The organism is Paenibacillus pseudetheri (assembly GCF_924513355.1).
GTDB classification, from domain to species: domain Bacteria; phylum Bacillota; class Bacilli; order Paenibacillales; family Paenibacillaceae; genus Paenibacillus_AQ; species Paenibacillus_AQ pseudetheri.
In genome coordinates this window covers 67308-87506 of sequence record NZ_CAKMAB010000021.1, presented here as the reverse complement: position 1 = coordinate 87506, position 20199 = coordinate 67308, and the positions used below count along the sequence as shown (strand labels likewise).

Annotated in this window: 17 protein-coding genes and 1 pseudogene; 16 read left to right on the top strand and 2 right to left on the bottom strand. The window is 40.3% G+C overall.

The features are described from left to right. Position 1 precedes the first annotated feature (1 nt). Positions 2-886: a LysR family transcriptional regulator gene (locus tag L1028_RS18660; RefSeq protein WP_234537070.1), complete on the bottom strand. Its 885-nt coding sequence runs from the start codon at positions 884-886 to the stop codon at positions 2-4. A 174-nt stretch (positions 887-1060) separates the two neighbouring features. Between L1028_RS18660 and L1028_RS18655 the strand changes: the two genes are divergently transcribed. The 9 genes from L1028_RS18655 (at position 1061) to L1028_RS18615 (ending at position 11368) form a co-directional block, all read left to right on the top strand. Further along, positions 1061-1750 carry a YeeE/YedE thiosulfate transporter family protein gene (locus L1028_RS18655; RefSeq protein WP_234537068.1) on the top strand — a complete coding sequence of 230 codons (690 nt, stop codon included), beginning with the start codon at positions 1061-1063 and terminating at the stop codon, positions 1748-1750. Between the two features lie 66 nt (positions 1751-1816). Further along, positions 1817-2044 carry a sulfurtransferase TusA family protein gene (locus L1028_RS18650; protein ID WP_234537065.1) on the top strand — a complete coding sequence of 76 codons (228 nt, stop codon included), beginning with the start codon at positions 1817-1819 and terminating at the stop codon, positions 2042-2044. A gap of 34 nt (positions 2045-2078) precedes the next feature. Beyond that, positions 2079-2627 carry a YeeE/YedE thiosulfate transporter family protein gene (locus tag L1028_RS18645; RefSeq protein ID WP_234537062.1) on the top strand — a complete coding sequence of 183 codons (549 nt, stop codon included), beginning with the start codon at positions 2079-2081 and terminating at the stop codon, positions 2625-2627. An 84-nt stretch (positions 2628-2711) separates the two neighbouring features. After that, on the top strand, positions 2712-3932 hold the full coding sequence (locus L1028_RS18640) for an FAD-dependent oxidoreductase (protein ID WP_234537057.1): 1221 nt from the start codon (positions 2712-2714) through the stop codon (positions 3930-3932). 264 nt (positions 3933-4196) lie between these two features. Then, complete coding sequence (locus L1028_RS18635) at positions 4197-5165, top strand: ABC transporter permease (protein WP_060623997.1); 969 nt, start codon at positions 4197-4199, stop codon at positions 5163-5165. A gap of 29 nt (positions 5166-5194) precedes the next feature. Next, positions 5195-6091: a carbohydrate ABC transporter permease gene (locus L1028_RS18630; RefSeq protein WP_234537053.1), complete on the top strand. Its 897-nt coding sequence runs from the start codon at positions 5195-5197 to the stop codon at positions 6089-6091. A 72-nt stretch (positions 6092-6163) separates the two neighbouring features. Next, complete coding sequence (locus L1028_RS18625) at positions 6164-7849, top strand: extracellular solute-binding protein (RefSeq protein ID WP_234537049.1); 1686 nt, start codon at positions 6164-6166, stop codon at positions 7847-7849. A gap of 167 nt (positions 7850-8016) precedes the next feature. Further along, entirely contained in the window at positions 8017-9603 is a 1587-nt protein-coding gene (locus L1028_RS18620; protein ID WP_234537032.1) for a response regulator, read from the top strand. Positions 9604-9619: 16 nt separating this feature from the next. Further along, positions 9620-11368 (top strand): sensor histidine kinase, encoded by a 1749-nt coding sequence (locus tag L1028_RS18615; RefSeq protein WP_234537029.1) that lies wholly within the window; start codon positions 9620-9622, stop codon positions 11366-11368. An 84-nt stretch (positions 11369-11452) separates the two neighbouring features. On the opposite strand, the gene L1028_RS18610 is transcribed toward L1028_RS18615, so the two are convergent. Continuing rightward, on the bottom strand, positions 11453-11659 hold the full coding sequence (locus L1028_RS18610; RefSeq protein WP_036678243.1) for a DUF1657 domain-containing protein: 207 nt from the start codon (positions 11657-11659) through the stop codon (positions 11453-11455). A 207-nt stretch (positions 11660-11866) separates the two neighbouring features. On the opposite strand from L1028_RS18610, the gene L1028_RS18605 reads away from it, so the two are divergent. The 7 genes and pseudogenes from L1028_RS18605 (at position 11867) to L1028_RS18575 (ending at position 20129) form a co-directional block, all read left to right on the top strand. Further along, positions 11867-12727, top strand: coding sequence for a DUF421 domain-containing protein (locus tag L1028_RS18605; protein ID WP_234537026.1), 861 nt, complete (start codon positions 11867-11869; stop codon positions 12725-12727). A 160-nt stretch (positions 12728-12887) separates the two neighbouring features. Beyond that, a pseudogene (locus L1028_RS31720) lies at positions 12888-14329 on the top strand (spore germination protein). Beyond that, a complete protein-coding gene (locus tag L1028_RS18595; RefSeq protein ID WP_234537007.1) occupies positions 14326-15480 on the top strand; it encodes a Ger(x)C family spore germination protein in 1155 nt (384 codons plus the stop codon). Before L1028_RS31720 ends, L1028_RS18595 begins: the two are co-directional and overlap by 4 nt. A gap of 20 nt (positions 15481-15500) precedes the next feature. Then, positions 15501-16589, top strand: a complete 1089-nt coding sequence (locus tag L1028_RS18590; RefSeq protein WP_234537004.1) for a GerAB/ArcD/ProY family transporter — start codon at positions 15501-15503, stop codon at positions 16587-16589. Between the two features lie 139 nt (positions 16590-16728). After that, entirely contained in the window at positions 16729-17706 is a 978-nt protein-coding gene (locus L1028_RS18585) for an AAA family ATPase (RefSeq protein WP_234537001.1), read from the top strand. A gap of 3 nt (positions 17707-17709) precedes the next feature. Next, a complete protein-coding gene (locus L1028_RS18580) occupies positions 17710-18798 on the top strand; it encodes a DUF58 domain-containing protein (RefSeq protein ID WP_234536998.1) in 1089 nt (362 codons plus the stop codon). After that, positions 18795-20129: a hypothetical protein gene (locus tag L1028_RS18575; protein WP_234536982.1), complete on the top strand. Its 1335-nt coding sequence runs from the start codon at positions 18795-18797 to the stop codon at positions 20127-20129. The genes L1028_RS18580 and L1028_RS18575 overlap by 4 nt, the downstream gene beginning before the upstream one ends. Positions 20130-20199 lie beyond the last annotated feature (70 nt).

The following is a 20199-nucleotide window of genomic DNA, read 5'->3' as shown; positions in this document are numbered from 1 at the left end:
CTCAACACAAAGTATCTATTAAAGTCTTTTCAATATATCGAACTAATTGTTTCGTATCGTTATCGCAGCGCTGATTTTGTTTCTTTATCATGTAGACATCGTTATTGACCTGGAACTGATCAATAGGAATGATCTTGAGTTGTTTACTATACAACTCTTTTTTTATGGACATATAAGGGAGAAAGGCGAGACCATGCCCTCTAATGGCAGCAAGCTTTACCGCCTCAAGAGAGTCTAGATTAAAGAGTATATTTAATTTAAGCTCGCCCACTGACACGGCATTCAAAGCCCTTTGCACACAATGTAGTTGTGAGGACCAGATTAAAGGATAATTGGGGAGCTCATTCAGTGTAATTTTATTAGGACAAACGGTCGTATTGCTTGCCACCAACATAACTTGATCTGAAAATACCATATGTGAGCTTAATTCGGATTTTGGAGAGGGACCGGAAATAAACCCGATATCACCTTCTTCAAGAAGTAAACGTTCTTCTACTAAGGACGATGCCCCTTCGTTTAGAGTGATATGGCAATTGGGAAAATGTTTTTTCACCTCATACAAGGTACAAGGGAGGGCATAATTACAGACTTCTGGAATCGCATAAATAGACAGCTCTTGTTGTGTTGGCTGTAAATGATTGATTTCTGTGATCATATCATCATACAATTTGATGATTTGCCCCGCATATTTCTCCGCGATAATCCCTGCTTCTGTTAGGCTGGCCCCTTTATTACTTCTCACAAAAAGCTCAGAACCCAGGGTATTCTCCCAGGATTTCAACTGCTGACTAAGTGCGGATTGGGTAATATGAGATTTCTGAGCTGCTTTAGAAATGCTCTTTAACGTTGCAATATCTAAAAATAATTTAAGCGTTTCCATATTCATACTTATTCCTCCTGCTGCCCGCTGTTAGTGCAAACTATAGCATACTTGATTGCGCTCCATCTGTGCCATTAGTAACACTTATACAGCATAAAGAAAGCCGATAACCACAGCACAAATAAGTATGTTACTATTTTCACATAGTCAATTACATAAAAACGATGGAGGTGTTAGACTATGGGGCAAACCGTAAGTCCCGAAACGAGATCAACCCGAATCAGAGCTCCTAGAAAACCCAAAAAGAGTCAGTTGCCCATCGCGTTGCTGGTCACAGTTCTCATTATTGGATTTGGTTTTTTCCTAAACCAAGCCCACGATAAGATGGTTGTCTACCTGCTTTTCGGTATTTCGTTTGGCGTTATTTTGCAAAGATCACGTTTCTGCTTTACTGCATCACTTAGAGATCCATGTATTACAGGCAGCACATCGGTAACAAGAGCTGTATTGATTGCATTTTCTCTCGCTACGATTGGATTTACAGCCATTAAGTATCCAGCGTTTCTGGAAGGTAAACCGATTCCTGGGATGGACAATGTGGGTCAAATCAGTCTCGCTTTGATCATTGGTGCTGTATTATTCGGAATTGGCATGGTTATCGCAGGTGGCTGCGCTTCGGGTACATTGATGCGTGTAGGTGAAGGTTTTACCATGCAGATGCTGTCACTACTATTCTTTGTCATCGGTTCACTATGGGGATCACATGATATGGGTTGGTGGAGAGCTAATGTTATAAAGGATGCACCAACTGTATTTTTACCAGATGTATTTGGTTGGCTTGGGGCACTGGTTGTTCAGTTCCTGATTATTCTTCTGTTGTACATCGCTGCAGTTAAATGGCAAGAGAAAAAGATGGGAAGCGCAGATTAGTTTGAGTTATTACGTGAATTATTTCACTAAAATACATCCAAATAAAAGTTAAAGGTGGTTTTCAAGATGGCTGAATTTACACTTGATTGCATGGGAGAAGCTTGTCCGGTTCCGTTAATGAGAACAGAGAAGAAAATGACTGAACTCAATGTAGGTGATGTACTAGTAGTGGCTATAGATCATAGCTGCGCAATGAAGAACGTTCCAGAATGGGCGAGAAAACAGGGACATAATGTGGAAATTGAAGAGGTTGATGATGGTGAGTGGGAAGTTATCATTGAGAAGGTAAAATAGGATCGCTGAGTAGGAAAGGACGGTGAATGAAACGGTGAACGAATTCTGGCTGAAGATATCGTCTAACCGCTTTTACAAGCAATTGCTCAAAGAACCGTTTACTTATGTAACTGGAGCTGTACTTCTCGCTGTGTTCGCTACAGCACATCTGGCTGTTTTCTCTAAAGGATGGGGAGTAACTAGTGCTTTTGCAGATTGGGGAGCTTGGTTGTATCGATTAGCAGGTGGGAATGTAGATCAATGGGCTTATTTTAGTTCGGAAAAAGCACAAAAAACATTATCTTCCGGATTTTTGAATGATGGTGGATCCATTCGAAATGTAGGGATTATCTTAGGTGCATTAGCAGCGACTTTGTTTGCATCCGAATTCAAACTGAAGAAAATCAAGTCCAAAAAGCAGGTAGTGGCGGCGGTACTTGGCGGGTTGCTCATGGGGTACGGCGCTAGACTGGCTAATGGATGTAATATCGGTGCATTGTTTACGGCTATAGCTTCTTTATCGCTTTCAGGATGGGTTTTTGGATTGTTCCTGCTGGTTGGCGCATTTATAGGCAGTAAATTATTAGCTAAATTCTTTATGTAAAAAGTGGAATAGGCTGAACTTGAGTGCTGACGAGAGTCAGCCTATTTTATTGAAATCATAGTCGACACAGGAGGGACAAAAGGAATGGAAAAGAAAACAGAACAGTATGATGTCGTTATTATCGGTGGCGGGGCTGCTGGATTAACAGCGGGGATCTATTGTGGGCGAGCCAAATTGAAGACACTCCTTTTGGAGAAATCGCTGGTAGGTGGTCTTGCGACTTATACAAATGAAATAGAGAATTATCCTGGTTTTCCTGAAGGTACGACCGGAACTGACCTTATGGGATTATTCCACAAACAAGCCAAAAAATTTGGCGTTGATTTCAAAATGACGGATGTAAAATCTGTCTCGGTGTCGGAAGATATTAAGGTAGTGGAGACTTTTCGGGTTCGTTATGAGTGCAAGGTCATAATTATTGCTAGTGGTGGCAAGCCAAGAATTACTGGAGCAGCAAATGAAGATAAGTTCTTATATGATAAAGGGATTTCTTTCTGTGCAACCTGTGACGCAGCAGCGAATACGGGGAAGACGGTTATGGTCGTTGGAAGTGGTGATGCGGCTATTGAAGAAGGAATGTTTCTAACCAAGTTTGCAGATAAAGTGATCGTTTCTGTTATGCATGATCATGGGAAAATGGATTGTAATGAAATTGCCAAAACACAAGCCTTGGAAAACCCTAAAATGGAATTCATGTGGAATACGATGGTAAGTTCTTTCGAAGGGGAAGAACGCTTGGATTCCGTCGTTTTGAAAAATCTAAAATTGAATGAATTGCAAAACATAAAGGTCGATTCATGTTTCTTATTTATTGGCTATACACCGAACACAGAAATTTTATCAGGTATAGTTGAGATGAATCAAAATGGATATGTACTAGTCAATGAAAAAATGGAAACCAATATCCCTGGTGTTTTTGCAGCAGGGGATGTATGTGATAAGTTTCTTAAGCAAGTTGCTACTGCTGTTGGTGATGGTGCCATTGCAGGGTATGGTGCTGAGAAGTATATCTCTGAGTGTGAGACCTATGAACATCAGATTCTAAATCAAGGCAAACCTTCCATTGTCTATTTATGGAATGCAACAGATCCTTCGTGTCGAGAGTTATTACCTATGATTGAAGCATTTGAACAATCCCATCCTGATGTCAGAGTCACAAAGGTAGATGTATATAAGTCTCCTGGACTTGCTGGCAGGCTAGGAATAGATTCAGTACCTTCTATTGTCTATCTAGATGATGGGAAGGTCCAAAGAGTAATTACTGAGGCGATAAGTGATGACATATTGAATGCTCTTACGAATTGATGGAAAAGCCCTATGCAGATATCTCTGGCATAGGGCTTTTTTTAATTATGCTTTTATTAAATTGGACGAACTATTTCAAGAAAGTGTCAAAGTATCAATAATAGTTGTTTTGTCATATACCTTTGAAAGCGCTTAGATATTAAGATTAATTCATAAGATAGCAAATCAACGGAGGGAGAGTAGAGGAGAACCAAGGCTGCAAAAAGAGAGAAAGCCATGAAAGATGCTTTATTTATAAGAATCTAGGTTTAGGAGGACTTACATATGGCGAACGCAAGCGTCGCACCAGACAAGACATCAAGACCGAATCTCGGCAAGCATCGGACCAGCGGGATAAGACGCTTTTTTAAGCAAATAGATCTGCAGCTTATGGTATTGCCAGCACTTGTTTTAGTTTTCATTTTTGCCTATATCCCTATGTACGGTATTCTAATCGCTTTTCAAGATTATAAGTTAGGTAATAGCTTTATTAGCAGTGATTGGGTTGGATTAAAGCATTTTATTTACTTCTTTAATGCTCCTGAATTTGAAGTGGTTATGAAAAATACAATCATAATCAGCTTACTGAAGTTCTGTTTTGGATTTCCTGCACCGATTATTTTGGCGTTAATGCTAAACGAAGTTCGTAAGATGTTCTTTAAACGGGTTATTCAGACCGTTACATACTTGCCTCACTTTTTATCTTGGGTGGTTATCGGCTCGATGGTTACATCGATGCTATCCGTAGATAATGGCAGTATAAATATGCTGCTTGAGAAATTGAGATTTATTGATGAACCGATTAACTTCCTTTCTATGACCGAATATTTCTGGGGCATTTTAGTTACAACCAATGTATGGAAAGAAATTGGATTTGCCTCGATCGTTTACTTAGCTGCCATTGCTGGTATTGATCCGCACTTATACGAAGCTGCTTCGATGGATGGTGCGAGTCGCTTTAAACAGATATATTTAATTACGTTGCCTTCCATTATGCCAGTTGTGATCATCTTTATGATTCTGGCAATCGGTAATCTGGTGAATGCAGGATTTGAAGATATTTTGATCCTTGCTTCCAATCCGGCTTTACGAGAGGTATCAGATTCAGTTGATGTATATGTTGTACGTGTCGGTATAGATAACTTCAGGTACTCCTATGCGACTGCTATCGGATTGTTCAAGGCCGTTATCAGTGTGACATTACTTACCTTTGCAAATTTCATTGCCAGAAAAGCAGGAAACAGCTTGTGGTAATGAATTACACAATATAGGGGGACTGAATTATGAAACGTACTAACATAGGAGACCGATTATTTATTGGATTCATATATGTATTCTTAACCTTACTGGCATTCTCCGCGTTTTATCCATTTTGGAATTCACTTATGATTTCTTTTAATGAGGGGATGGATACTTCCAAAGGCGGAATTACTTTCTGGGTCCGTGAGTTCACACTTGAGAATTATAAGATTGTATTTGAAGATTCTCGTTTAATGGGTGGATTCGTCATTGCTACATTACGAACGGTAATTGGCACAGTAACAGCGATATTGGCCACTTCGATATTTGCTTATGGAATGTCGAAGCGTGAACTGATGGGTCGCAAATACTATATGATTATGTGTATCATTACAATGTATTTCGGTGGGGGACTCATTCCGTCATACATGCTTATCAGAAGTTTAGGCCTCTTCAACTCATTTTGGGTGTTTATTATTCCTGCACTCGTCAGCGTATGGAATATGATCATATTCCGGACCTTCTTTCAAGGTCTTCCGCAAGGTTTAGAGGAGTCAGCAAAGATTGACGGCTGCGGATATTGGGGGACTTTTCTCCGCATCGTACTTCCGCTGTCCGGACCTGTTATCGCAACGTTATCTTTGTTCACAGCAGTTAATCACTGGAATGAGTGGTTCGTAGCGAGTATTTACATTACGAAAGAGGAGCTAATGCCGATTCAGACCATCTTGAGACAGATATTGTTCTCTAATATTGCTTCAGAACAGCTGTCTAATGTAGATGCAAGTTCCATTGCTCATATTAACTCAGCCAAGAAAATAACGTCGAAGTCATTAACGATGGCTACGATCATGGTTGCAACCATTCCGATTGTATGTGTGTACCCATTCCTACAAAGGTTCTTCGTTAAAGGGGTCTTAGTGGGATCATTGAAAGAGTAGGATGATAGAATGAGATGGGGTTTAGAGCGTATTGCTTTGAACATAGATTACAAATTGAAAGGGGAAAATACATTGAAGACTAAGAGAAAGATGCTTCTCGGTACGTTGTCTACCTTGCTATTGTCAACTGTGGTGGCGGGTTGTAGTGGCAACAATTCAAGCGCTCCAACTGCAACTGCTGAACCAGCGAAAGAAGGAGGAACAGCGGTCAACACAGCAACTGAAGCTCCAGCGGCTGATTTATATGAGTTGGGTAAAGAACCACTTGAAGTATCATTCTATGGAAACTATGGCTGGTATCAAATGCCGAAATGGGGCAAAGATGCTGCTTCCAAATGGATTTTGGATAATCTGAAAATCAATGTCACTGGAATTAGCTCGGGTGGTAATAACGCTCAAAAGCTGCAAACGATGATCGTTGGTAACGAGCTTCCAGATATTGTTTGGACTGAGAAAGGTGCTGACGTAGAGCGTCTTCGTCAAGCTGATATGCTAGTTCCTTTGGATGAATACATTGATAAATATCCAAATTTTAAAAAGTCCTTAACAGCTGGACATTTGGAATTGCTTCGTTCTCCTGATGGAAAAATCTATCAGCTGCCGAATTATTATACAACGCAACCGAATGGTAATGCCGGTTATGCAATCAATAAGAAGATTTACAAAGAACTCGGTTCTCCGAAGCTAGAGACTACGGATGATTTGTATGCTTACTTAAATGCTGTTAAAGCGAAGTTCCCTGACGTGATTCCGTTTGAGACTGGATTAGCGAAAGATGGTAACGGTATTGATCAGTTGTTCTCCTCTTTTAAAGAGAATAACCTTTCATATACTAGAATATACGCTGTTCCTGATGGCGACAAAATGGCTTCGATTTACAAAGATGAAGGGTTCCGTGAGTCCGTTGTCTTTGGTGCTAAATTAATGCGTGAGAAGCTAATGACGCAAGATGCGAATACCCAAACGGAAGACCAGATTAGAGAGAAAGCAATGAATGGCAAGTTCGCTGTCATTGCGACATTCGATCCGATGAAGTTGCTCGCTACTGCTGATGAAGAGATGAAGAAGAAAAATCCGGATGAAGGTTATATGTTTATTAAACCAATTTACAAACCGGGCTTGGATCAAAGTAAGATTACTCCGGGAACTTATAATCAGTTAGGTTGGAACGTTGCTACGATCACTAAAAACGCTAAAAATCCAGAAGCTGTATTCGCTATGCTTGATTGGATGACAGGTGCAGAAGGTTCTATGGTACTTAACTGGGGCCCTCCAGGGCCAGACGGATACTGGGATGGATTTGAAGCAGATGGAGTTACTCCTAAATTTAATAAAGAAAAATATTTAAATGAGCCAGAAGCACTGTCTGAAATTAGCGGCAAGGCTGGTGACTTGGTTTGGGTAGGTAATACGGTGTTCTTGGATAATACGAAGAAAATGATGTTGCAAACCCTTCCAGCTGACAAGATCGACTTCAGTAACCGTTGGCAGATGGAAGTAACATGGGCTTCACAAGGCGACTTTACGGAGTTCCTAAATTGGGATCCGGCTCCAGATAGTGAAGAAGGTATTATCAGACAAAGCGTTAAAGATATCTGGTTAACCGCTAGAGCGAAATCCATGTATGCGAAGACTGATGCAGAAGCATTAGCGATTCTTGACAAAGCACATGATGATTCCATGAAGGTTGGTTATGAGAAATTCCTTGATTATGTTACAAAAGTATGGACAGAAAACAAGAAAGCTTTAGGAAAATAATAATTAGTAATGCGAAGGTTTGCTACTAGGCAAGCCTTCGTTTTTACGTTGTATTCTGATGACTCATTGTTTATAAGCTGGTAGACAAATTAATGAATGGTATACTGGAAAAGAATAGTGGTAGAATTTACAGATAGGTTTAATGCATTTCAAAGGGGGACTTGTTGATGTACAACGTATTATTAGTAGACGATGAGATGCTGGATCTAGAAGGTATGAGACAATTTATTCCTTGGAATGAGCTTGGTATGGAAGTTGTGGAGGCAGCAAATAACGCGTTTACCGCGTGCGATATTTTAGATCAGTATGTTATTGATATTATCGTAAGTGATGTGAATATGCCGAATATGTCGGGTCTTGAGCTGGCTCGAATTGCCATTGAGAAAAAAAAGGATATACGCGTGATATTTGTAAGCGGTTACCAAGATTTCAGTTATGTTAAGCAAGCACTGTCACTAAAGGCGTATAGCTACGTCCTTAAGCCAATGGATGATAGTGAACTCATTGCTGCACTTCAGAAAGTAAGGCAGGATTTAGACGATGAACGTAAACGCCGTGATGTTGAAGAAGCCTATCAGCATATGATTCCAATGGCAAAAAAAGATTTGTTGATACGCTTGTTCGAAGGGGAATGGGAAGGGGAAGAGGGTAGCCAGGCCGGAATGTTGTCGCTTGTGAAGTCATACGGTCTGGATAAGCTGAATTGGCCTGTTCGTGTAGCTGTCTTGGAGCTTGACTATTTCAACTGGCTTCAAGGACAGGATAATCTATCTAAACATCAAATGGCTAAGGACTTCCTATATGAAGTGAATAGAATAGGTCAGGAGCACGGAATGCCACATTGCTACAAGGTATCATCCTATCGGATTGCCTTATTGATTAATGAACAGGAAATGGAAAAGTTTACTGAGGATATTTACGCCTCGATTCGCGCGAAGTTTCCAGTCACAATGACTGTAGGTGTAGGCAAACCAACATTTTCTATGGAACAGATTCATATCTCCTATCGACAAGCTATGGAAGCTGTGGACGGAAAAATGTTTATTGGCAAAGGTAATCTTATAATGTATGAGACCGTTAGCAGTGAACCAGGGATGATCGATGCTCGTATGTTAGATACCCGTATGGATACGCTATTTAAAGCGGTGAAAGAGTATGAGTTAGTTCTTATTTATGATGAGATCGACAAGTTATTCCGCTCTGTTAGTAGTTTAAGATCCAAATTTACTATTCATAATCTGGCAATGTATATCATTTGGAAGCTGGATCAGCAGTTAAAGGATGTTAGTGAGGATTTATTTGAAATTTTAGGTATGGAGATACATAGTTTAGATGTTTTACACCAATTCGATACGATCAGTGATATTCGCTCGTGGCTCGTACTCAAAACGTTTGAGATCTCCGAGTACCTGCGTAGTAAATCAGATTCAGTGAACCATAAATTGATTAGAGAAATCATCCAAACGATGCAAGACAGAATGAGTGATAACTTTACGCTTAAAGATATTGCGCAGCAGTTCTCTTTCTCCCCTAACTATTTGGGCTATTTATTCAAAGAGGAAACTGGGAAAACGTTCAGTGAAGTACTTACACAGCTTCGAATGGATCAAGCAGGTAAGCTTTTAAAAGATCCCACATGCAAAATCTATGAAATCGCTAGCAAGGTAGGCTATAGGTATCTCCCTTATTTCAGCAGACAGTTCAAAGAGGCTTATGGTATGACACCTATGGAGTATCGTAAGCGCGACAAGTGATGGGGGATGATGTTATATGAAAATGCGAAGAAGACATAAGTATGTGCCAATTGGGTATAAATTAATGCTGACGTATATGTTTTTTATTATTATCCCTGTATCCCTGATCGGCTTCGTCTCTCATTCCATGTACAATAAATCATTACGCGAGCATATCGATACGAATATAAAAGGGACGTTATTGCAGATTCGCGATAATATTGATTATAAAATGAACGAAGTTACTCGAATATCGACACAACTATATAGTGATTTTGATTTCTACCGGAATCTTCGTAGTTATGAAGAGGGCTGGGAAAATTACGATCGGATGTCTAAGAAGGTACTTCCGAAGTTAGATGTAGCTATCCAATCTACAGGTATGAAGATTGGAATGTCGCTATTCTTAAAGAATGAATCGATCCCTGAAATCTATTCAAATTCACTTGAAGGCTATCTGGATAATAGCAGCTTTTATCATCTATACCATATGAAACGAATTGAAGGGAAGTCATGGTATTATGATTTTCCAACTGAAAAATACGCTGAAACTATGAAATGGTGGCAGATTGAGAGCGATGTTGAGAATAATCGTATCTCGTTGCTCCGTAGATTAATTGATACATACGAACCTCTTAAGCCAAAGGAGATTGGGTTTCTAAGGATTAATGTAGGAATTCCAGATCTGTTTGACAGTGTCAATTATACGAAGATAGGAAAGGGAAGTAATCTAATTATTAAGAACGAGTTTGGAAAAACGATGTATCAATCGGGTGAACTACCGAAGAACTATACCGATGAAACCGAACTTAATAAGGATTACTTGACGATTAGAGAAACAGTTATGGTTGCAAACCAAGCATGGCAATTAATTGCGCTTGTTCCGACTGCAATTCTTGAAAAAGATGCAATGAAGGTACGCCTGTTTATTATTTTAATGTGTCTCATATGTTGTGTGGTTTTTAGCTTTGTCGGCATATTTATCTCACGATTTTTTTCCATTCGGATTAATAAATTCGTATATGTGCTTAATGCTTATCGGGAAGGGGATCTTCACAAGCGTATTTCCTATCGCGGCAAGGATGAATTCTCTCAGATTGCAACCGCGCTGAATGATATGGGCGAGAATATCGATATGTTGATTAAAGAGGTGTATTTGACGCAGCTTCAGAGGAAAGAAGCGGAGCTTGAAATCCTACAATCGCAAATCAATCCACATTTTCTGTACAATACTTTGTCGTCTATTATTCAATTAGCCAAGTTTGGTCAAAATGAGAAGCTGCAGAAGATGGTAATGGAATTAGCGAAGTTTTACCGCTTAACGCTGAATGAAGGCCGTACGATGATTCCGGTTCCAACTGAAATTGAGCAAGCAAACGCCTATTTAGAAATTCAGAAAATTAAATACGGTGACCGCTTGGAGGTTATGTTTGATTTTGATACAGAGATATGGCCTTATGAGACCATTAAACTGATTCTACAACCCTTTATCGAGAACGTGCTGAAGCATGCTTGGTGCGGCGATCACATTCATTTACGGATTGTAGGGCGTAAGGAAGGCGATAATATTCTCTTCCGTATTATTGACGATGGTATTGGCATCAGACAGGAGCGTATTGATCAAATTTTCGATTCGAAGGGACATACAAATACAGGTTATGGCGTCCGTAATGTAGATCAACGGATTAAACTGCAATATGGACCTGAATATGGCGTAAGTATTTATAGTCGTGTGGGAATTGGAACATCGGTTCAGATCCTGATTCCTGCCAAAAAAAGAAAGTAAGCGGTATTGCAGTTAGATGTAGAGAAGGGGTCTTTAAGCTAGTTACCGCTAGCTCAAAGACCCCTTTGATGGTTCAAGTGATCGTTAGAAACCTTTGTATTGAGGTTCTTCTGACTCTAATTCGGTTACCCGATTTTCAACCTGTGTAACGATTTGTTGCGTTTGCTCAGCTGCATTTGTGAATAAAGTTTTTGCACTTTCGTTTTGTGTTTCAAGTGCAAATTGCTCCAAGCTCGCTTGAGCGCCTTTTAAAGAAGATAAACATGTTTTAACTTGTGAGGCTACTGTCATTAGGTTTCTCTCCTCTGTTTTAAGTTTCTAGCATGACGTTTCCTATTGTCCTCAACCGTCACTTTAGTTATGCAGGAAAAATATACAAGCGGTACCGTTAACCGATTTCCATAAATAAGAAGTCTAATTCAGGATTGAATGGACCTTTTTTGACAAATAATGAGTGTTAATAAACAAGGGTTGATTTAAAAAAGGAGGAAAATTGAAATGCCGGAGTGGTTGGAGGTTGTAGTACGAACACTCTTTGCTGTGGTTGTGCTTTTCTTTTTAACTAAATTACTGGGGAAGAGACAAGTATCGCAGCTCTCGTTCTTCGAGTATATTACGGGGATAACCGTCGGCAGCATAGCCGCCTATATTTCTCTGGATACGGATAAGTATTGGCATTTAGGAATCATTGCACTGATTGTATGGGTCGCTTGCTCCTTAGGAATTGAATGGCTTCAGATGAAGAGTAAAAAAGCAAGAGACTTCATTGACTTTAAGTCCACCGTTCTTATAAAGGACGGGAAAATACTTGAAGATCATATGAAAAAGGAACGTTTAACAACTGATGAATTATTGGAAGAACTACGTAAAAAGGATGTATTTAATATATCTGAAGTGGAATTTGCGATTATGGAGTCTGATGGGGCGATTAATGTTCTGCTTAAGAAGGAGTATCTCCCTCTATCTGCAAAAGACCTGGGTGTGAAGGTTGCCCCTCAGAAAGAGTCACAAGCCGTCATCATGGATGGGAAAGTATTAGATAAACCGTTAGATACCTTAAATCTAACTCGCAGCTGGCTTGATGGCGCGCTAGAGAAAATGGGGCTAACCGTCGAGAATGTATTTCTCGCTCAAGTTGATTCTTACGGTGAGCTGACGGTCGATTTGTATGCCGACAACTTTAAAGTTCCACAGCCACAAGATAAACCACAATTATATGCTTTGCTCAAAAAGTGTGAAGCGGATCTGGAAATGTTCAGTTTGTCGACAGAAAATGAAAAAGCTAAAAAAATGTACGAACAATGCTCAGAGCAATTGCAAGCATCTTTGAAAGTGCTAAAGCCATTAATCCAAAGTTGATGGGGGCTAACAAATCACATACCCAAAAACAAGAAAGAACCGGTTTTTCATATCGGTTCTTTTTTCGTATATGGCTAAATGGAATAGGGAGTATAAACCTCGTAAACAATTGGCAAACTAAGCCAGATTCGCAAGTCACAGCACAGGAGGTATAAAGCCTATGTCAGGAATTATAAAAACCATTAAAGATCAACTGGAGGGATGCAGTGATGCCGTGTATCAGTCCATTTCTGTTCATGGGCATACCTGTCTTTTGATCTATATACCTTCCATCATCGATTCTAAGACACTTCATGAAAGTATTGCTTTACCATTAAAAACAGAAGCAGAAGCAAAACTGGAATGGCCGAATTTTTTAGAACGGTTAGATCAAGGTGTCGTTTTTCCTATCCAATATCTCAAGGCATTTGACTTACAGAAGATCGTAGATATGATCGTTGCTGGAAAAGTAGTACTTTGTATTGAGGATCTTCCTTATGTTTATTATTTTGAAATTACCCAATATCAAAAAAGATCAGTGACCGAATCACAAAACGAACTTGTAGTGATTGGTCCCCAAGAAGCATTCATTGAAGACATAGAAACGAATCTCTCTCTGCTGCGACATAAAATTAAACATCCGGATCTAAAAACCATTCATTATTCGATTGGTAAATATACAAAAACCGATGTGTATGTGGTCTACATTGAAGGACTTTACAAAAAAGAAGTTCTTGCTGAGATAAAGCAGAAACTAAATGAAATAGATATTGACGGGATATTAGGGATTAGTTATATATCAGAATTTTTAAGGGATGGTAACCTCACACCATTTCCGTTATTTCAATATACAGAACGTCCTGATTCGGTGGCAGCTTCTTTAATGGAAGGCCGAATCGGAATCATACAAGATGGCACACCTACTGCAATGCTCGCTCCGACATCTTTTTTCACCATGCTGCAATCGTCTGAGGATTATTACCAAAGCTTTTATGCAGCAAGCTGGATTCGTATTGTTAGATTTCTATTCTCAATCATATCCATGATGCTTCCATCCCTTTATGTAGCGATTACAACCTTTCATCCTCAAATCATTCCGCCAAACTGTTAATTACAATTGCTTCTGCGAGAGAGAACATTCCTTTCTCAGCGCTTACCGAGGCTTTAATGATGGAGCTTACCTTTGAAGCGCTTAGAGAAGCCGGGACTAGAATTCCGAAACCTGTAGGACAGACGGTTTCAATTATTGGGGGTATCGTTATTGGTCAGGCTGCGGTCCAAGCAGGAATTGTATCTGCTCCAATGGTTATTGTTGTGTCTATTACTGGAATTGCCACCTACATCATTCCTCATTATGAGCTAGGTCTGACTTTCCGACTACTTCGTTTCCCGCTTCTCGTTATGGGTGGAACAATGGGGCTGCTCGGGGTATATATTACAGCTTTTTTGATTTACGGACATTTAGCAAACTTAAGACCGTTAGGTGCTCCATATTTGCAACCCGTTGCTCCATTCGTGTTACGGGACTGGAAGGATACATTTGCTCGTTTCCCCTCGAACTTTATGACGAAACGCAGCAACCTTTATACAGATAGGAATAAAAGGAGACAGAAAGAAAAATGAGAATCCTGAAGATAGGAGTTATTGTAATCTTGCTCCTAAATATAACAGGTTGTTGGTCGTCGAAGGTTGAGCTGGATGAACTAACATTTGTATATGGATTGTTTATCGATGAAGGCAAAGAACCAAATACTGTTGAAATTACGATTAACTCACCCTTGCCCAATCGTCTTAACGCAGCTGGACAACCTTCAAGTGGCGGTGGAGGAGACGGTAATACTTATTCTACCGTTTCTAAGACCGCAGGAACGATTGCAGATGCCATGCAGTTAATTCAAAAAGACTTAACTCGTCAGCTTAGTCTTGCTCAATTAAAAGTAATTGTCTTAGGGAAGTCCTTTACTGAACAAGGAATCCGCGAACTACTATTATGGATTGAAAGAGAACCAAGTCTTCCTCTGGGTGCTTTTGTTATGGCTAGTCCGGGAAGTGCGAAGGAAATGAATACTTTAACACCTATTTACGAGCAAATACCCTCGGATGTACTAAGGAACTTTGGATCGGAGAGATATTTATTTTCAACTACGATTAAGGATTGCCTGTTTGCAGAAGCATCCGGTGTTGGATTTGCTATTAACAATCTTTCATTTGGTAAAAAAGGAGAAATATCGAAAGATGGAAAGCCGGAATTCTGGGCAGGAATCCAAGGGGCAAAGTTGTTTCAAAAAGATAAGATGAAAGGAATTCTTAAGCTTAAAGAGGGAAGGGCATTAGCTTGGGCTGCAGGCAGTCTTAAGCTGGCAGTTTACTCCGTCGATTGGGATGAGGGAAAAAGTGCCGCAAGTGTTGTATTTGTAAGCAAAAAATCATCAAAGAAGTTAAATATAACGGATAAGGGTCCTGTGTTCACAGTGAATTTAAAGGGGAAAGCTAGTGTTATTTATTTAAGGGACCCGAAGAATAGGGATGCAGAGGAACTCGGCCAAATTATCATTGCGAAGCTTAAAGAGGAAGTTTCTAATAATCTTACCGAAGCCATTCGTAATACCCAAAAAGCAGGTGCTGATGTTCTGCAGCTAGGATTGTTATTGGAATGGAACGATCCAAAGCAATGGAAGCAGCTTAGAGAGCGGTGGGATAATTATTATGCTCAAGAGGCTGATATTAAAGTGAAGACAGATTTTAGCATTGTGGATTTTGGAACAGCAAAATAAGACGTTTAGAGGGAGAAGTTATGCGAACATCGAAATGGCAGCTGTTCCGTTTTTTCATTATTTTCTTCAGCTCCCAAACCACTATTTTTTTGATTCCGTCTCTAATTGTTACTTCATCCTATCAAGGCTGGATTGCATTAATAGTGGGGTCTTTATTAGGGTTGATATTATTGTGGTTTACTTTTCACGTCGGTATGCTACGGCCTAATCAAGCGTGGGTTAGCTTTGGAAAAGATATCATAGGTAAATGGCCACACAAGTTCATGCTTCTTTTGCTTTTATGCTGGTGTGTTTATTATGCATCCTATGATATTGAGAACTTTGTGCTATTCTTTGGTTCTAATTATTTGAGAGGAACTCCACCTCTGTTTATTCAATGTGTAATTGGGCTAGTGATTATGTATACGGCAAGTTTAGGCTTTACAACGATAGCGTATATGGCGGATGGACTTTTTCTTATTTTTTTCATAACGATGATCATTTTATTTAATTTATTTCTCCCGAATGCGGACTTCAATATGCTGCCAGCCTTCATTCATTATCATGATCCCGGGATTGCCCTGAGGGACTCTATTGTAGTCATGTCATGGTTTGGAGAATGGATTGTCCTCTTGTTTGTTGTGCCCGATCTGAAGCTTGAAGCAAAAATGCTGAAACGATTAGTATTTTCGGGGATATTTGTCTTAGTAACTGTCTTAATTGGTTGGTCACTGACGATGATGAGTTTTGGTCCACATTTGGGTCGGGAACTGCAATATCCTTTCCTTGAATTGGTGCGTAGCTCCAAACAAGATAATCTGCTAGGCAATTCGGATCCGCTCTTAATTGGAATATGGTCGTCTTCTATGTTCATTCATAGCTCATTTCTTATCTATGTAGCCTCTAGATGTGTATCCGGCTTGCTTAATACAAAAGCTAGAAAAATGTATATTCCCTTTTTAACAATAGCTTCAATAACGATAGCTTTTTTATATTCACGACACATAGGCAGTTATTATAAACACTATAATAGTTATGCTATTGTTGCCATTTGGCTAATCGTTGAAAGCATCCCGATCTATTATGCCATCACGGCTTTCTTTCGATATCGGAATAAAACTGCGAAGTAAATAAAAACAGGAGGGGAAATCTAGGTTTTACCTTTTTAATGGGCAGGGCCTTTTCGTGTGAATTATATATTGGATACACTTTCTGTTATGATGAAAGGACTTATTACAATAATTTCCTCAGATCGGATGGTGCATTTACATGAATCTTCAAGGGGTTACTGAACTCATCAAATCTATTAGAACCAATCTAGCAAAAGTCATTGTTGGAAAAGAGGATGGAGTTGACCTGCTACTAACCGCATTACTTGCCAATGGCCATGTTCTACTGGAAGATGTTCCGGGTACAGGTAAAACCTTGTTAGCCAAAGTCCTTGCAAAGTCTTTAGATTGTACATTTAAGCGTATTCAATTTACACCAGACTTGCTGCCTTCTGATTTAAGCGGGATTAATTTTTATAATCAAAAGTCAGGTGAATTTCAGTTTAGACCAGGTCCAGTATTTGCGAATATTTTGCTCGCTGATGAAATTAACCGTGCAACACCAAGAACACAATCCAGTCTGCTGGAATGTATGGAGGAGCGGCAAATCACGATCGATGGTGTGACTCATGGCTTAGAAGCACCTTTTCTCGTTATCGCTACTCAGAATCCGATTGATAACCAGGGCACTTTTCCGTTGCCCGAAGCGCAATTAGATAGATTTCTGATGCGGATTACTACGGGTTATCCTTCATTTGATGAAGGGATTCATATTTTGCAGCGTTTCCGTGAGAATAATCCACTTGAAGAGACTTTTGCTGTGGCTGCTGCTCAAGATATTCAAGCTGCGCAGCGTTTGGCCGCTTCCGTGAGTATTAGTGATGATTTGCTAGCCTATATCGTTCGGATTACGGAAGCTACTCGCAAATCTACAGCAGTAAAACTAGGGGCGAGTCCACGTGCAAGTGGGGCATTGCTCAGATCATCTCAAGGATATGCTCTAATCCAAGGTAGATCTTACGTTACACCAGATGATATTAAAGCCGTAGCTGTTCCGGTGCTTGCACATCGTCTACTTCTTCATCGTGGATTAGGTTCAAAAGAGGGACAGGCCGCGGAAATTGTATTACAAGTGCTTCGTGAGTTAGAAGTACCCACTGAACTCGTTACGTCTTTAAGAGGCGGAAAGGTGGAATGAGCTATGGCTTTGCCTTGGTTCATTTTCATTACAGTAGCTCTACTGTTCCTCCTTGCCGTTATTTATAATCGGAATGGTCTGAAAGCGCTTAGTTATACTCGGTATTTTTCAACTAAGGTTGCTTATGAAGGGGATAACCTTGAGATGATCGAGGAGATTGTTAACGCGAAACTTCTGCCATTACCATGGCTGCGGCTGGAATCTAGTATTGCCAGAGGCTTGGAATTTGGAAGTCAAGATAATCTCGGCATTAGCACGGGTGAAATCTATCAGAATCATATCAGCTTGTTCTTTCTAAAATCTTACCGTCATATTAAACGGCGTCATCAAGTAACTTGCGAGCGGCGTGGAATATACCGTTTGGAGTCGGTCACCATGACCACTGGAGATCCCTTCGGATTGATCCGGAAAAACAAAACGTATCCCCTGCAATTAGAGTTATTAGTCTATCCTAATCTGCTGAACCTAGACGATCTTCCGCTACCGATACATAGCTGGCTTGGTGAACTTCCAGTGAAAAGATGGATCGTTGAAGATCCTTTCCTGACTGCAGGTATTCGCGAGTATAGCTCAGGCGATTCTATGGGACTTATAAACTGGAAGGCTACAGCACGCACAGGAACTATGCAGGTGCATAAGAAAGACTACACTGCGGATTCCAGGCTCGTCATTTGCTTGAATATAGAGGACAGTGATTCCATGTGGAGAGCGGTAACGGATGTGGAACGTATCGAGCAAGGGATAAGGTATGCAGCCACTATCGCCGAATACGCCATGCGACATGGAATTGAAACGGGACTTATCTGTAACGGTAGATTGGATAACGGGGGCGAGAGAGATCCTGTTGAAGCAGAACCTATGGCTGAGCTGGAAGATTTGCTAGAGCTGTTAGCTAAGCTGGAGCTAGACAGAACGCTTCCTATGAGCCGATTGCTAGATCTGCAGGCCGAGAGCGGAATAAGTGATACCGATTTTCTAATCATTAGCTGTCATAGAGGAGCAGAATTACAAGAGGCTGCTGACCTCCTATTGCTGCTGGGCAATGGTGTGGAATGGCTGGATATCCCGGAACAGGGGGCAGAGAGCGCATGAAACTTCCGTTATCTGGTTACGTATGGAATACGGTCAGACTCTGGATATTCTCTATCCTAGAACTATTGTTAGTTTTACCTGTATGGATTTTGTTCCAAGTTTATGTACTACCCAAGCAAGTTGAACCAATGTGGTTGACTGCCATACCACTGCTATCATTAGTGGGCATTCTGCTACGGAAACAGTGTAGTGTCAGATGGAAGCAGTTGCTGGCTGCTCTAATCCTTGGGACGGTGGTTGGGGCTTTGTCATCAGGAAGTCTGTCTATCGAGAGTCTGCCTTTAGGTGTCGCAGGTTCTATATGCGCTTTTCTCGGAATGACTGCTGACTCTCGAGATCAGTCCAGTAAGAAGTATTGGATAGGTATTGTAATCTATTTTGTTGCGACCATTGTCTTTGGTAGAATTCCCAATTTGGAGGAAAGTGTTACACTACTGACCTGGTGCGGTAGTTTATGTCTATTGCTCACACTATTTATTTCTAATAGTAGCTATTTACAATATAGTACGCTTTCTAAAGAAGGCAAAGCTTTGCCAAAAGGATTACAAAGAAATAACCGTATGTATGTCATTGTTATAGGAATTGTTTCGGCCGTGTTAGCGGCAGGGGTCGGAAAAGCTATAGGGACACTGCTATGGAATATGGTACGTTCGTTCTTCGGATGGATTAGTAATTTATTCTCTGGGTCAAGTGAGCCGCTACCTCCGCCATTAGAACAGCCTCAAACGAGTCCGGAACTACCTTTTGTTGGAGATGAAAAGCCTGGTCTACTAGCTGCCATATTAGATGTTGCTTTATATGTTGCTGGAGCTGTGTTATTGGGCGTTGCAGCTTATTATGGACTTCGGTGGTTGTACAGAAATGCCGGAGGGAAATTAAAGAGAGCCATGGATGCCTTGCTATCCATGCTGCGCAGGGAAAATACTCCAAAGGACAATACAACTTATCTTGATGAGGAAAAAAGTGTATTTACATGGGAGCAAACGCTTCAAGGTCTAAAGGATTTCTGGAGTACTCGCCTTACGCCAAGACATCGAAAAGACCGCTGGGAGCAGATGAATAGTGAAACGGAACGTGTTCGCTGGCTATATCGGCATTGGCTTCACATGAAGCACGATCATGGTTATGAAGTTAAGAGTTATCTTACGCCGAAGGAAACCGAAGGCGATATTTTAAAATGGACTGCTCTTAACAAGGCTAAACATAAGGGCGAAGAAAGTACTGTTAATACGTCGAATTCATTGATTGAATTATATGAAAAAGTTAGATATGGAGAAGAAAATCCTTCTGCTAATGATGTGGCTGCATTGAAAGATAAATTGAAATTATAGAATAGAATATTCTTCAAATTCGTGCAAATAGGAACAAATAGGTTACAAATGGTCCAAAAGTGTTACAACA

Coding starts and splice junctions, on each gene's coding strand:
- L1028_RS18635 (WP_060623997.1), top strand. CDS start 4,197: ATGGCGAACGCAAGCGTCGCACCAGACAAGACATCAAGACCGAATCTC.
- L1028_RS18590 (WP_234537004.1), top strand. CDS start 15,501: ATGCGAACATCGAAATGGCAGCTGTTCCGTTTTTTCATTATTTTCTTC.
- L1028_RS18660 (WP_234537070.1), bottom strand. CDS start 886: ATGAATATGGAAACGCTTAAATTATTTTTAGATATTGCAACGTTAAAG.
- L1028_RS18620 (WP_234537032.1), top strand. CDS start 8,017: ATGTACAACGTATTATTAGTAGACGATGAGATGCTGGATCTAGAAGGT.
- L1028_RS18580 (WP_234536998.1), top strand. CDS start 17,710: ATGGCTTTGCCTTGGTTCATTTTCATTACAGTAGCTCTACTGTTCCTC.
- L1028_RS18630 (WP_234537053.1), top strand. CDS start 5,195: ATGAAACGTACTAACATAGGAGACCGATTATTTATTGGATTCATATAT.
- L1028_RS18575 (WP_234536982.1), top strand. CDS start 18,795: ATGAAACTTCCGTTATCTGGTTACGTATGGAATACGGTCAGACTCTGG.
- L1028_RS18585 (WP_234537001.1), top strand. CDS start 16,729: ATGAATCTTCAAGGGGTTACTGAACTCATCAAATCTATTAGAACCAAT.
- L1028_RS18650 (WP_234537065.1), top strand. CDS start 1,817: ATGGCTGAATTTACACTTGATTGCATGGGAGAAGCTTGTCCGGTTCCG.
- L1028_RS18640 (WP_234537057.1), top strand. CDS start 2,712: ATGGAAAAGAAAACAGAACAGTATGATGTCGTTATTATCGGTGGCGGG.
- L1028_RS18615 (WP_234537029.1), top strand. CDS start 9,620: ATGAAAATGCGAAGAAGACATAAGTATGTGCCAATTGGGTATAAATTA.
- L1028_RS18605 (WP_234537026.1), top strand. CDS start 11,867: ATGCCGGAGTGGTTGGAGGTTGTAGTACGAACACTCTTTGCTGTGGTT.
- L1028_RS18595 (WP_234537007.1), top strand. CDS start 14,326: ATGAGAATCCTGAAGATAGGAGTTATTGTAATCTTGCTCCTAAATATA.
- L1028_RS18610 (WP_036678243.1), bottom strand. CDS start 11,659: ATGACAGTAGCCTCACAAGTTAAAACATGTTTATCTTCTTTAAAAGGC.
- L1028_RS18655 (WP_234537068.1), top strand. CDS start 1,061: ATGGGGCAAACCGTAAGTCCCGAAACGAGATCAACCCGAATCAGAGCT.